The 14,638-nt window shown below is 41.0% G+C and carries 8 protein-coding genes; 3 read left to right on the forward strand and 5 right to left on the reverse strand.

The features are described 5' to 3' along the window. Positions 1 to 155: 155 nt before the first annotated feature. The 3 genes from H6G69_RS02780 to trpB form a co-directional block, all read right to left on the reverse strand. On the reverse strand, positions 156 to 569 hold the full coding sequence (locus H6G69_RS02780) for a CAP domain-containing protein (RefSeq protein ID WP_190681337.1): 414 nt from the start codon (positions 567 to 569) through the stop codon (positions 156 to 158). 464 nt (positions 570 to 1,033) lie between these two features. Further along, on the reverse strand, positions 1,034 to 1,489 hold the full coding sequence (locus H6G69_RS02785; protein WP_242071960.1) for a DUF29 domain-containing protein: 456 nt from the start codon (positions 1,487 to 1,489) through the stop codon (positions 1,034 to 1,036). Between the two features lie 111 nt (positions 1,490 to 1,600). Further along, the gene (trpB, locus tag H6G69_RS02790) at positions 1,601 to 2,836 is read right to left on the reverse strand and encodes a tryptophan synthase subunit beta (RefSeq protein WP_190681340.1); all 1,236 of its coding nucleotides are present in this window, start codon (positions 2,834 to 2,836) and stop codon (positions 1,601 to 1,603) included. Positions 2,837 to 2,925: 89 nt separating this feature from the next. On the opposite strand from trpB, the gene H6G69_RS02795 reads away from it, so the two are divergent. After that, positions 2,926 to 3,273, forward strand: a complete 348-nt coding sequence (locus H6G69_RS02795) for a translation initiation factor (RefSeq protein WP_190681342.1) — start codon at positions 2,926 to 2,928, stop codon at positions 3,271 to 3,273. A 153-nt stretch (positions 3,274 to 3,426) separates the two neighbouring features. Next, the gene (fghA, locus tag H6G69_RS02800) at positions 3,427 to 4,269 is read left to right on the forward strand and encodes an S-formylglutathione hydrolase (RefSeq protein WP_190681344.1); all 843 of its coding nucleotides are present in this window, start codon (positions 3,427 to 3,429) and stop codon (positions 4,267 to 4,269) included. 28 nt (positions 4,270 to 4,297) lie between these two features. Here fghA and H6G69_RS02805 read toward each other — a convergent pair whose 3' ends face one another. Both H6G69_RS02805 and H6G69_RS02810 read right to left on the reverse strand, forming a co-directional pair. After that, positions 4,298 to 10,255, reverse strand: coding sequence for a non-ribosomal peptide synthetase (locus tag H6G69_RS02805; RefSeq protein WP_190681346.1), 5,958 nt, complete (start codon positions 10,253 to 10,255; stop codon positions 4,298 to 4,300). A 91-nt stretch (positions 10,256 to 10,346) separates the two neighbouring features. Further along, positions 10,347 to 11,003, reverse strand: a complete 657-nt coding sequence (locus tag H6G69_RS02810; protein ID WP_190681348.1) for a DUF6875 domain-containing protein — start codon at positions 11,001 to 11,003, stop codon at positions 10,347 to 10,349. Positions 11,004 to 12,403: 1,400 nt separating this feature from the next. On the opposite strand from H6G69_RS02810, the gene glgP reads away from it, so the two are divergent. After that, positions 12,404 to 14,614 (forward strand): alpha-glucan family phosphorylase, encoded by a 2,211-nt coding sequence (gene glgP, locus H6G69_RS02815; RefSeq protein WP_190681350.1) that lies wholly within the window; start codon positions 12,404 to 12,406, stop codon positions 14,612 to 14,614. Positions 14,615 to 14,638 lie beyond the last annotated feature (24 nt).

A 14,638-nucleotide genomic window follows, 5' to 3' on the forward strand; every position in this document is an offset into this window, starting at 1 on the left:
TCACCCATACTTCGACGGCTGTATTGCTGGCACTACGCTAGAAATACATATTTTTTGTTTTTCATCAATAAATTTACCCTGCTGTGACAGAGGGCAAGAAATATATTTTATTCCTCCTACCTCCTACTCTCTGCCTTTGCTTGGCCATTCAAAGTTTAGGGTTTTGGAGACTGCGTGAGGATAAATATTTGAGTGAAGTAATATTCACCTTGAATATTTTTCGCCACACCTACACCTGTGAGGTTGTAATTACCTGTGATATTTTGCCAATGTCCAGAACTATTACGCCAGCCTTGCACCGCTTGGGTAGCAGGATCACTATAGCCTTGGTTGTAAGCAACATTTTCCGCTGTAGCTTTGTAGAGAATTTTAATTGCCTCAATTCGTTCTACAAAACCATTATGACTAAATGGAACTTGCCCACTTGCCATATTCTGGCTGTGAATTCTAGCTTGAGTATCAATAGCAGAGTCACGCTTTAAGTCTGGGAGACTTTGATGACGGCGCAACTGATTAATTTGTTGATAAACCAAATCTTCTATGGCAGATGTAGTCAAAGATTGTGCCATTGGTAAATTTTGCCTCACCAATTATTCACTACACTCTACACCCTGCACTCATTTTGACTACCTACATCTAATAATTCAGCAAGTCCGCGTTAATATCTATCGTAGTGTTTTCCCAAAGTGCGATCGCTCCTGAAGTTGTGCATCGCACCAGCACCTAAAGCAGCGATAATCAGAGAAATAGGTTCCATAGTTAATTCTCAATAAGCTTGCAAGAGCAATTCGATGTATCTAAGAACCATACAGCAAAAATAGGGTGCGTTACTAGATTTGCGTAACGCACCCCAAGCTTTAACTAAAATCTATCGTCTTATCGTTTGAGGCTACATATTTTGGTGAAGTAAACCGTACCTTGTTTGCTTCCCGCTACACCAACACCTGTGAGATAGCTTAGGTAACAGGATCACTATATTCTCTGAAGATAAAAATTTTTATGGGGCTGACGGATCTGAAGTGTAATCCTTTTTTCAGCTACTTGGACTACTTAACCAATCTATATCAAGTAATTTCTCAAGGGAATAAGGGCATTCTAGAGGAAAATCAACAGTATTTTGAGTTTTAATTTTTACAAACCCTAACGCATCTTGATAGATAGAATCCAATTCTGAATCTAAATAATTACGCAGATTAGTAGTTAATTTTCGTTTTAATTGAGTGCGAAAATTATAGATTTCTTCTTGCCAGTGAATTGAATTATACTCAGATTCGCTTGTCCAATATTGCAGTAATAATAAATGACGAATGATTTGTTCTAAAAGACTGGCTACGGCATTTTTCTTTTCTCTGCCCAAATCCTCTAATTCCTCAACTAAATTCTCTAAATCTAGTTCTTGAAGTTGATGATTTTTAATTAGTTTGACTGTTTCTTCTAGCCATTGAGAATCATCAATTTCGTAGAGTTGTTTTAATTCATTAACTTTCATAATATTTCGCATTATTAGGTAGAGTAGGAAAGCTATCTAAAGCACTAGCTCCCCTACACTCAGTATTACAAAAGTTTCATCTTGACAAAGGTGTCTAGACAGAGTTTATTGTTAAGTTAAAAATTTGGCGACTGTTTGCACATCCTTGTCGCCGCGTCCAGAACAGTTAATGACAATCTTGGGGCTACCGCTAAGTTGGGGACAAAGGGTTTCGAGGTAGGCGATCGCATGAGATGTTTCCAAAGCTGGGATAATACCTTCTAAGCGTGATAATCTCTGGAATGCTTCTAAAGCCTCTGCATCAGTCACACTATAGTATTCCGCCCGATTAGTATCTTTTAAATAGCTGTGTTCTGGCCCCACACCAGGATAATCTAACCCTGCACTAATAGAATGAGCCTCTGTTACTTGTCCGTCTTCGTCTTGCAATAAATAGCTCATTGCACCATGCAATACACCAATTCGTCCTTTTGTCAAGGTAGCAGCGTGTTTGTCTGTATTTACTCCTTCCCCAGCCGCTTCTACCCCAATTAACTTCACAGATGGCTCATTCACAAACTCATGAAATAATCCCATTGCATTGGAACCGCCACCGACACAAGCCATGAGAATATCCGGTAAACCGCCCCATTTTTCTAAAGCTTGGGCGCGCGTTTCTTGACCAATCACCGCATGAAAATCACGTACCATCATTGGGTAGGGATGGGGGCCGGCTACGGAACCGAGGATGTAGTGCGTTGTTTCGACGTTCGTCACCCAATCTCGAATTGCTTCGGAGGTGGCATCTTTGAGTGTACCTGTACCCGCCGCCACCGGACGAACTTCTGCGCCCATCAACCGCATTCTGAACACGTTTAAAGCTTGACGTTCCATATCGTGAACGCCCATGTAAATTACACAGTCCAGCCCAAACCGCGCGCAAACTGTTGCTGTGGCTACTCCATGCTGTCCCGCACCAGTTTCGGCAATGATGCGCTGTTTGCCCATACGTTTCGCTAACAATACCTGACCAAGGGCATTATTAATTTTGTGTGCGCCAGTATGATTTAAATCTTCTCGCTTTAAATAAATTTGCGGGCCACTACCATCAGGACGGGCATAATGGGCAGTTAGACGCTCGGCAAAATACAATGGTGTGGCGCGTCCGACATAATCTCGCAGCAGTTGTTGTAGTTGAGCTTGAAACTCTGAATCGTGACGATATTGCTGATAGGCTGTTTCGAGTTCAGCTAAAGCAGGCATTAGCGTTTCTGGGACGTACTTACCGCCAAAGCGTCCAAAGCGTCCTTGTGTATCGGGAAACAGAGCAGTTGTGGAAGAATTTGGGGAAAGGGGAGTGGTAGTCACGCAAATATTTTTCATCACAAGACAGACTTAATTATTATAAGAAGTCTAGGCAGATAAGTTACGATATCTGATGAGAAAAATGGTGTCTTATGTCTTCTTCCCCAGAGAAACCTACTGATAAAAAATTCGTCTACCGCGAATTTGGCGATGACAACTCCGCCGCCACCGAAAGACCTGTTCAGGAACTACCGCCACAACAACAAAATGTGAGGGTTCAAGCTACCCGCGCCGGACGCAAGGGGAAAACTGTGACGGTAATTACTGGGTTTCAAGCTAAACCAGAAACTTTAGCGGCTTTGGTTAAACAATTAAAAACTCAATGTGGCACTGGTGGCACTGTCAAAGATAATGAAATTGAAATCCAAGGCGACCACAAACAAAAGATTTTAGAGATTTTGATCAAACTAGGTTACAAAGCTAAAATTAGTGGTGGTTAGACAAAGAATTTTAGATTTTAGATTGATCAATGAGCTAATCATAAGTACGCTTCGCCTAAAGTCGTAGCGAATTGATGCTTGAAATTTAAACGCAAAGTAGCGCAGAGGTAAGCGCAAAGGTACGCAAAGAATTCGCTACGAATTAATGAAATTATGACGAATCTGCAACTAATTTCAGAATATAAATGCTATGACGGCAAACTTGGCTTTTACTCGCATTTTTCAGCAATTTGTAATAGTGAAATGCGTTTTGCTGTCTATCAGCCACCACAAGCACTGCAAAAGCCTGTACCAGTTCTTTATTTTTTGTCTGGTTTAACTTGCACAGAAGAAAATTTTATGGTGAAGGCGGGAGCGCAGCGTTATGCCGCCGAGTATGGTTTAATGCTGGTGGCTCCTGATACTAGCCCACGGAATACAGGTATTGCCGGTGAAGATGATGAGTGGGATTTTGGGACAGGTGCTGGTTTTTATGTTGATGCTACCGCAGAACCTTGGCGATCGCACTATCAAATGTACAGTTATGTTGTCCAAGAATTGCCAGCGATAATTGCTGCCAACTTTGCTGTACAAACTGACAAGCAAGGTATTTTCGGTCATTCAATGGGGGGACATGGGGCGTTAATTTGTGCGCTGAAAAACCCGCAACTGTTTAAATCAGTTTCCGCCTTTGCACCCATCGCCGCACCCACGCGCTGTCCTTGGGGACAAAAAGCTTTCAGCCGTTATTTAGGCAATAATCAAGCTAGTTGGCTTGCCTATGATGCCAGTGAGTTAGTTAAGCAAATAGGTTATCACAGCCCAATTCTCATTGACCAAGGCACTGGAGATCAATTTTTAACCCAACAATTATTACCAGAAGTATTTGAGCAAGCTTGCGCGGCTGTTGGTCAACCACTAAATTTACGTTATCAACCAGGCTACGACCACAGTTATTATTTTATATCTAGTTTTATCGGTGATCACATTCGCCATCATGCGATCGCTTTGAGATAAAATGCTGAGTTGTGAGTAATTAAAAATACTAAACTCCAGCCCCTAAAGCTGCTACTTGGTCTAAATGCGCCTGTAATTTTGCTGCCAGAACTTTTACATAAGGTTCCTTGAATAGCCCAAGGTGAGAACCTGGAATATGTTCAATATCCAAGCCACCTGCAATTACTTCACTCCAGCCGAATTGCGGATCGTATTGTATACCAATTGCTTCTAGCCGCGCGCGATCGTCAGTCCGTAATAAAATTGCTTTACCTGGGTAAACTTGGAAGTTGTATTGGCTGGCAGCCTGAATATTAACATCCATAATTCCGATGTGCTGGTCAGTTTCCGACAGTTCTTGCGCCACATCTGATAAGTAAATCGGTTTAATATCTAAGTATCTTTGTTTTAGATAAAACTTACTGCGCTCAATGTTTTCTTGAGTGAATCTGCTCCAGACTTCCGCCCTATCTCGAAGATATTTAGGCCCCATTTCTACAAAATTGCGAAAATGCACTCCTATTCGCTTTAGAAATGGCAATCGTTCTTTAGAACCTGGTCGGCAAGAATCTAATAATACTAATGTGGCTACTTTCTCGCCTTGTTTACGCAGTTGTTGAGCCATTTCAAAGGCGACAAATCCTCCAAAAGAATAACCTCCCAGATAATAAGGGCCTTGGGGTTGAACAGTTTTGATTTCTTGAAGATAATGGGCTGCCATATCTTCTAGGCGAGTTATTCTTGGCTGTTTGCCGTCTAGCCCTTGTGGTTGCAGTCCGTAAAAGGGTTGGTCTTGACCTAAACATAGTGCTAATTCCCGGAAGCAAAGCACTTCGCCTCCTAGACCATGAATGCAGAAAAATGGGTGTTTAGAACCATTGGGTTGAATTGCTACCAAAGATGACCAAGTTGGTGTTTGTTTGGTGAATGCTGTTGTCGGGGAAAGAATTTCCGCTAAGGCTTCAATGGTTCCTGATTGAAAGAGAATTGCTAAAGGCAGCTTTTGACCGAAGCTTTGTTCAATTTGCCAAAACAGCTTGACTGCTAACAGTGAATGTCCACCTAATTCAAAGAAGTTATCTCTCACACCTATAGGTTGGATACCTAAAACTTCTTGCCAAATCTGCACGAGTTGATGTTCTACCGAATTGCGTGGTGCAACAAAGCTAACTTCTGCTTCTTGTCTTGATAATTCTGGTGCAGGTAAGGCCCGACGGTCAACTTTACCGTTGGGGGTTAAGGGTAAGGTATCTAACAAGAGGAAAGCTGACGGTATCATGTACTGTGGCAGCTTGCTTTCTAGGAAGCGTCTAATTTCGCTAATGCTTGGTTTTGCCTCTGGCTGCGGAATCAGATAAGCAACTAAACGCCGATCGCCTGGGGTATATTCATAAGCAATGACTACAGCTTGGAATATTTCGGGATGTTGGGTTAAGACGGTTTCAATTTCTCCGGGTTCAATGCGGATACCCCGAATTTTAATTTGATGATCTCGGCGACCGAGAATTTCTAGTAAGCCATCGGGACGATAACGACCGCGATCGCCTGTATAATAAAGTAAATCCTCCGCATCATCACTAAAAGCATTCGCCACAAACCGCGCTTGATTTTCTTCTGTAGCATTGATATAGCCCAAACTACGGAATGGTGTACGGATGACAATTTCCCCAGTTTCACCAATACCACACAGTTGATTTGTAGCTGTCAACACCAAAGCTTGAGTTTGCGGTAGGGTCAAGCCGACAGGCTGTATCCCTGGGGTGGGTACAGTAGGTACTCGGTGATAACACTTGGCTAGAGTGGTTTCTGTAGGGCCGTAGAGATTAACTATTTCACCAGATTCGGGAAATGCGCTTCGCCAAGACTGTACCAGTGTTTCTTTGAGTGGTTCGCCAGCCAAGAACAACCAACGCAAACTCCGCAATGATACTTCTGCTGGGACATTAACTAACCAAGATTGCGCCAAAGAAGGAACTGTATGCAGAACGGAAATTTCCTCTCGCTCTAAATAACGGAGAATTTGTGTTGGTTCGAGATCATCTGCTTGGGGCAAGCATAAAGTTGCACCACTTGTCAAGGGCAGGAAAATATCTCGCAGAACGACGTCAAAGGAAAGCGCAGTTAATTGACCAACTCTGTCTTGCAAGCCTATATCAAAGGTCTGGCGTTGCCAATTCAGGAAATGTGCCAATCCTTTGTGACATCCCAGCACGCCTTTAGGAACGCCTGTAGTTCCAGAGGTAAAGAAAACGTAAGCTGCATCGTTTGGTTTGATGCAGGGTAATTCTCTAGTTTCCTTATCTGGTGGCAAATTGTGAATTTCTCCTGTCTCTGCATTTACATAAATAATTTTCTGAGATGGCCATAACTCTTTATCTGCTGGATATTCATCTTCAATACACAAAACATATTTTGCCTCGGCAGCTTGCAGCATGAGTTCGTGGCGATAGCTAGGCAAATTGGGATCTAGAGTCAGCAAAACGCCGCCACTTAAGAAAACTCCAAGCATACTGGCAATTAAGCCAAAGCTGCGTGTACCGGATACAGCTACCACATCGCCAGGCTGAACACCGTTAGTCAGTAAGCCTTGTGCTAGGTCGTGAGCTATGTTATTTAATTGGTTGTATGTACAAATGCGATCGCCTTGAGTCAGTGCAGGTTGTTCTGGGTGACTATTTGCCCAAGACTGGAATAAGGTTGTGACTAATTCATAATCTGGTTGGGGCAGTACTACACTAGGATTTGGCAGTAATTTTTGAGATTGGGGTGTTACCAAAGAATACTGACTGCAAAACTTATCTGGAACTGCAACTATTTGATTGAGTAAATGCTGAAATTGATGCAGCATCTCCATCATACGCTCTGGAGCAAATAAGTCAGCGTTATAAACTAATTGCAGTTGAATTCCCTGGGTTTGTTCGATGACATACAAAGTTAAGTCAAACTTGGAAGCAACTTCTACCAAAGAAACCGACTCTACAGCCAGCCCTGGTAATTCTAGTTGTGTATCCCCCAAGTTCAGCATATTAAACCACACCTGAAATAGGGGGTTACGGCTGGTGTCTCGTTCTAATTGCAGGGCTTCTACTATTTTCTCGAAGGGTGTATCTTGGTGAGTGTATGCAGCTAAGGCAGTTTCTCGCACTTGCGCCAGGAGAGAAACAAAACTGGGATTGTTTGCAAAGTTAGTACGTAAAACAACTGTGTTGATGAAAAAGCCAATTAGCTGTTCAATCTCAGCTTGGTTGCGCCCAGCAATGGGAGTACCAATTAAAATGTCTGCTTGTCCAGTGTAGCGATGCAGTAATGTGCCGAAAGCGGCTAGTAATGTCATGAATAACGTTACGCCTTGTTGACGCGACACTGTATTGAGTGACGCACCCAGAGAAGGCGGTAACATTAATGTTTGACTGGCTCCCCGATAAGTTTGTACTGGTGGGCGAGGTTTATCGGTGGGGAGTTCTAAAATTGTCGTCGCCCCAGCCAGTTGATTTTTCCAGTAATTTAGCTGGGTTTCTAACCGCGCACCAGATAGCCATTGATGTTGCCAAACAGCAAAATCGGCATATTGAATGGGTAATTTTGGTAACGGGTTAGGTTCATTGTGCAGAAAGGCTGCGTAAGCTGCTGCTAAGTGCTGCCACAAAATACCTATCGACCAACCATCGGAGGCGATGTGGTGCATTGCCAACATCAAGATATACTCTTCGGCGGCAATTTGAATTAACGTAGCACGCAGCATTAAGTCTGATGTCAAGTTGAAGGGGCGTTGTGCCTCTTGGTTAAGGATTTGCTGTGCTTGTGGCCAAGGCTCGGTGAGTTGGGGCGATCGCAAATCAATAATTTTTAGTTCAACCGGACGAGGTAAATTAATTACTTGTACAGGACTACCATCAGCAGCAGCAATAAAAGTAGTTCTTAATGCTTCGTGTTCAACAACAACTGCATCCAGAGATTTTTGCAGAACATCTATATTTAATTGACCCTGTAAACGCTGGGTATCAGTAATAATATAAGCCGCACTATTTGGTTCTAATTGCTCTAAAAACCAGATGCGCTGCTGGGCAAAAGATAGGGGAATTAATTCTCGGTTTGCTAGTTGAGCAATTAGTTGAGAGTGAAGCTTAAATTCTGGAGTTTGCTGCTGTTCAATTATTTGGGCAAACTGAGCAATTGTCGGGTGAGCAAACAAAGATTGTAGTGGAATTTCCACACCCCAAGTTTGACGAACGCGGGAAATTACTTGTGTCGCTAACAGAGAATGACCACCCAATTCAAAAAAGTTGTTGTAAATACCTATTTTTTCTATACGTAGGACTTTTGACCAAATAGCAGCTAAAACTTCTTCGGTAGTGGTGCGGGGTGGGACAAAGTTAGTTTCTAAGCTTAAACTCGCTATATCTGGTGCTGGTAATGCCCGACGGTCGATTTTGCCGTTAGGATTTAACGGTAGACTATCTAAAAATACAAATGCCGACGGCAGCATATAATCAGGTAGCTGACTCTGCAAAAAGCTACGCAGTTGATTTTGGCTAGGTGCGGATTCTGAATTCGTGACAACATATCCTACCAGCCGTTTATCGCCAGGAACATCTTCTCTAGCAATGACTACAGTCTGCTGCACGGCTGGATGTTGCAAGAGTCGTGCTTCAATCTCTCCTAGTTCAACTCGAAAACCGCGAATTTTTACTTGATAATCAATCCGCCCGAGAAACTCGATGTTACCATCCAGAAGATAACGAACTAAATCACCAGTTTTGTAGAGCCGTTCTCCTGGTTTGCTGCTAAACGGGTTAGGGATAAATTTCTGTTTAGTTAATTCTGGATTATTCAGATAGCCTCGTGCTAAACCAAGTCCACCAATGTATAATTCACCTGCTTCACCTACTGGTACAGGCTGTAAATCTTCATCTAAGATGTAAATTTGAGTATTGGCGATCGCACTGCCAATTGGCGCAACAATATAATTAGTTTCTTGCTGACAAATCCAACAACTAGTATCAATAGAAACTTCTGTCGGGCCGTAACAATTAATTAAAACATTTTCTAAATTCAACTTAGCCAAAAATAACTCTACCAGTTCTATTGGTAAAGCTTCACCACCACTAGTAACATGTCTTAAACTTTGGCAATTTTCTATTCCCTCTTCTTCTAAAAGCACGCGCAAAATTGAGGGTACTAAACCTAATACTGTAATTTGTTTTTCAACAATTTCTCTAACAAGATAAGCAGTATCTTTATGCCCATCTACACGAGCCATAATCAATTGACCACCAGAGGACAATGGCCAAAATATCTGCCAAACAGAAGGGTCAAAACTAAATGAAATTGTTTGTAAAACCTTATCTTGGGCTGTGATTTTAAAAGTTTTTTGTCGCCACTGTAAGGTGTTATAAATCCCACAGTGGGGAATCATTACACCTTTAGGTTTCCCTGTAGAACCTGATGTATAGATAACGTAACTTAAGTTACTAGGAGCGACTTCACTAACAGGGTTTTCTGTGCTATTTTGAGCAATTTCTGTCCAGTCTGAGTCAAGACAAATAACTTTTTTTGAAAAAATAGATAGATGACTAGCTAATTTTTCTACAGTTAAAATTACTGGGGTTTGAGTATCTTCTAAAATAAAAGCTAAACGTTCTGGCGGATATGCAGGATCTAAAGGTACATACGCTCCACCTGCTTTGAGTATCCCCAACAACCCGACTACCATTTCTAGAGAACGTTCTAGACAAATACCAACTAATACCTCTGGCCCTACTCCTAATTTTTGTAAGTAATGGGCCAGTTGGTTTGCCTTTTGATTTAACTGTTGATAAGTTAATTGCTGATGCTCAAATACTACAGCAATAGCATCAGGAGAGCGTTCTACCTGCGCTTCAAACATCTGATGCAGACACAAGGTATCTTCTGTTACTAGACCAATTTCCGACTCCGGCAGAACTTGACCAGTATCGGTGTTAGTAACATTACTGACATCAATGTTTTGCTGACAGTCGAAATACATATTACTTAATGATTAATAAATTAATAGTTAGTTAAACACAGTAGCAATTTAGCTATCTATGATGATTGCTGATAGATTTAGGTAAAAGTGTTTACTTGAGATTTGCTTTGGCTAAAGATAATTCTTGAGTTGCTTTTAGAAAGTTATTTTCATTTTTAAATTCATCTTTAAAACGGTTTAAATAAGCTTCTAAAAATCTTACTCGACAGTTTAAATCATCTGCACTTAACAAAAAGGGTAGGTCAGATTCAACCATAAAGCGGATAGCTAGCATGGGAGTTGGACTACGCAGAGGACGGAAATTAGCGTTGTGTAATCCAGGAGTTTCATTATATTTATGAAATTCTCCTAACATTAATCCTGACTCAACAAATAAAGGCTTCAATTGCTTCTGCACGCTATCAATTAATTTTGGTGCATCTTCATGAGTAATATCAGGAAAAATTAGGATGATAGCTTTATAAATTGATTCTTCTGTATTTTTTGGTTCTAACTCTAAAAAAGCATCTAAATAATTTAGTACTATTTTAGAAATATCTTGACGATCTAAATTTTTAGAACGAATAACTTTTAACCTAACACTATTTAAATTCAAAGCTTTAGGCATATAAGGGCAAACCGGGCCAACTCTACCTAAATCACGATGTGGTTTCCCTAGGGAAGTTCTCAACCAATTCCAAGTTTCCACTAAGTATGGGATGTCTTGCTGAATCTGATCGATCTCATCAGGTGTGTAAAGTTGCGCCATAGCCGGATGTCAATATCTACTAAATGTTATTTGTTGCCGAATTTTGATTTGAATTTATGTAGTCAAATCTAAAAAAGTTTCTCATCATCAAATCAAATAGCATTGATATGTTTTTATCGATAGGTTGGCGATGGATGTAGAAGCTTTTTTAGCAAACTAATTACTTTAATTAATTAAAATTTGTATTGTATTTAGTCTACCATCTAAAGACAGAGGTTTATAATCACTTGGAGTTCGGAATAGAAAATTTGTTTAAACCCTGATCAGAGAAAAAAGCTATAAAATTAGCGGTACAAATGCTAAGTTTGAGATTAATTGAAGTTAGCAAGTAATTGCCAATAGATAGGCTGTACCTGCCGATTCATTTAAATCAACAGCTATATTCATAGGATGAATAGCAACTATCTAGTTACTTGAGACTTTGATTATTTAATAATTTGCATAATTTTCTGATCATCACAACATTATATTAAGTTAATTCATACAATCTTTACGCAACCCGACATTGAAAGAATAAATTGTAAAAAAATGGTTAAGTAAATATTCGGTATCCGGTTCGGTGGAATCACGACTGTAGGGATATAGTTTGCGTCACGAAACGCAACAACACAGAATATCGTTAGGAATAGACTAAGTTATTGGCAAAAATCAAACAAGAGTTCTTTATTGAGATGCGATCGCTACATTTTACACAATGAGCATCAAAATATAAAGCTTTTTGCTTGATGTTCATCTATGGATTTTCCGCTAAACATCATAGCTAAATCAAGACTTTTGAGAGAATATGGTAACTGTAAATGATCAAGGTAATTTTAAATACACTAGTTAGTTACAATATAATGGCAATGGAAATTTTCAACTGCCTTTAGATAGATAAATTCTAGTTAAAAATTAACAAGAATTGCTATGGTAATCTAGTTTGATTTTGAACTTAATTGCATAGGGAGAGAAATCTGAATAAGCAATAAAATAGTTTCCAGCAAAACAGTCAAATAGAAAATAATTACCCTATTTAAGATTATCTTTATACAGAAAATTATTGGTTTTCTGTATAAATCATGATGTTTTGCATCATATTTTTTGCTGTTATCTATTTTCTATCTAGTAATAGAATGTTTCTAGTAACTAAGATTTACACATACTAAATAAATATTAATAATCGAGAAAATTTTGTAAAAAAAAGTGATGCAAATTGATAGCAAAAACAGCATACACCAGAGATAATACTTAAACAGCAAGAGCAAAAAAAATCATTTAGGTACAGATTTGATTTCAATAGCTGCTTCGACTTCAGGGGAGGATTCGCAAATCAAGACTCCGGGAAAATCAACCTGAAGAGTAGTTGCGTGGAAGCAGATAGTCAGAGAAAGAGAAAAAATTAACAGAGAGTTTAAAGTTATATGGCTAACAGTGCAATGACCGCAGCATTACGCTTGAGTGAAAAGTTACCCTTTCCACTCAAGCGTTTAGCAGATTTGGCTTATAACTACTGGTGGAGTTGGACAAGCGATCGCATATCCTTATTTCAAGCCATCGATCCCCAAGAATGGGAACGTTGTGGCCATAACCCAGTGGCAATTTTAGAGTCAGCTAGTTACGAACGCTTAACTCAAATCGCAGAAGACCCCCTTTACCTCAGACAAATTTCTGCCTTGGCGCAAGAGTTTGACCAATATATGGCGCAAAAAGATACTTGGGTAAATCGGGTTGCACCGCAAGTTTCTGCTGAACACCCCATAGCGTATTTTTGTGCAGAGTTTGGCATCCATGAATCTTTACCCGTCTACTCTGGCGGCTTGGGTATTCTCGCCGGAGATCACCTCAAATCATCATCAGATTTGGGTGTACCAATGGTTGGCATAGGCTTACTGTATCGCCAAGGTTACTTTCGTCAACGTTTAAACCGCAATGGCTGGCAAGAAGATTACTATTTAGATAATCCCTTCCAGAGAATGCCCTTAGAGTTAATTAAAGACGAACAAGGGCAAGCACTGACTATCCAGCTAGAAATTCGCCAACGCCAAGTCAAAGTCCAAATCTGGCAAGTGCAAGTTGGCCGGGTAACATTATATTTACTCGATAGCGATCGCCAAGACAACGATCCCATCGACCGTTGGCTAACAGGACACCTATATGGCGGTAACTTAGAAACCCGTATCGCCCAAGAAGTTGTCTTAGGCATTGGTGGTGTCCGTGCCTTAACGGCCTTAGGTATTCAACCTGCTGTTCATCACCTCAACGAAGGTCACGCCGCCTTCTGCACCTTAGAAATTGCCCGTCAAGAAATCGAACGCACTGGTAAATCCTTCTACGATATTGAAGCCAGCGTGCGAAATCGTTGTGTCTTCACCACCCACACCCCCGTTCCCGCTGGTCACGATGTCTTCTCCCCCGATTTAATCGATTCCTTCTTTGCCCAGTATTGGCCGCAATTGCGACTTTCCCGCGAACAATTTTTAGCCTTAGGAGCTAGACGACTCGGCGATCCTTGGGAACCCTTTGGTATGACCGTTTTAGCCTTGCGGATGTGTCGTGCTTGCAACGGTGTTAGTGAATTACACGGCAAAGTCTCTCGCAAAATGTGGACTGTCCTTTATCCCCAACGCACAGAAGACACTGTACCCATTGGTTACATTACCAATGGTGTTCATGCGCCAACTTGGACTGCACCTTTAATGGCTGACTTATATAACGAGTATCTAGGCGAAGACTGGAAAACTCGTGCAGTTGACCCACAAATGTGGGCGAAAGTTGATGACATTCCCGACGATGAACTCTGGGCTAGACATCAAATCCTCAAAGAAAGATTAATTGCCTACACTCGTTATAAAGTCAAAAAATCACGAGAACAACGCGGTGAAGATTATCAACGCATTCAAGCGGTTGATAACTTACTAGACCCAAATATACTTACCATTGGATTTGCTCGCCGCTTCAGCCCATATAAACGTGGCGATTTGATTTTACGCGATGCCGAACGGGCAGTAAAGATTTTTGGTAATGCTCAAAAGCCAGTGCAAATCGTCTTTGCCGGCAAAGCACACCCAGCTGATGAAGAAGGCAAACGCATCATCCAGCGGTTGATGGAATGGTGTCACAATTCCGGCATTATCAACAGTGTTGCCTTTATTGAAGATTACGACATCTACACTGGGCAGAAACTAGTGCAGGGCGTGGATGTGTGGTTAAATAATCCCCGTCGCCCCTTAGAAGCATCCGGTACAAGTGGGCAGAAAGTCTGCTTTAATGGTGGGATTAATTGCAGCGTTCTCGATGGTTGGTGGTGTGAAGGCTACCAAGCTGATGCAGATGGTAAAGGTATTAACGGTTGGGCAATTGGTGAAGATGCTCACACCAGCGATCAAGAATTGCAAGACCGGATCGATTCTCAATCACTGTATCATTTATTGGAATCAGAAATTGTGCCTCTGTATTATGACCAAGACGAATTAGGGATTCCTCACCGTTGGGTACAGATGATGAAGGCATCAATTAAAACGAATGCACCATTATTCAACACTGACAGAATGATTGCTGACTACGTTTCTCAAGTGTACGTTCCAGAAATTTCTGCCCGTGTAGAACCCATTTTGGCAAAGATTCTGTTTTAAAGTCTGAAAAGAATTGTAAATTTC

This window comes from Nostoc sp. FACHB-110, assembly GCF_014697425.1.
Taxonomy (GTDB): Bacteria; Cyanobacteriota; Cyanobacteriia; order Cyanobacteriales; family Nostocaceae; genus Nostoc_B.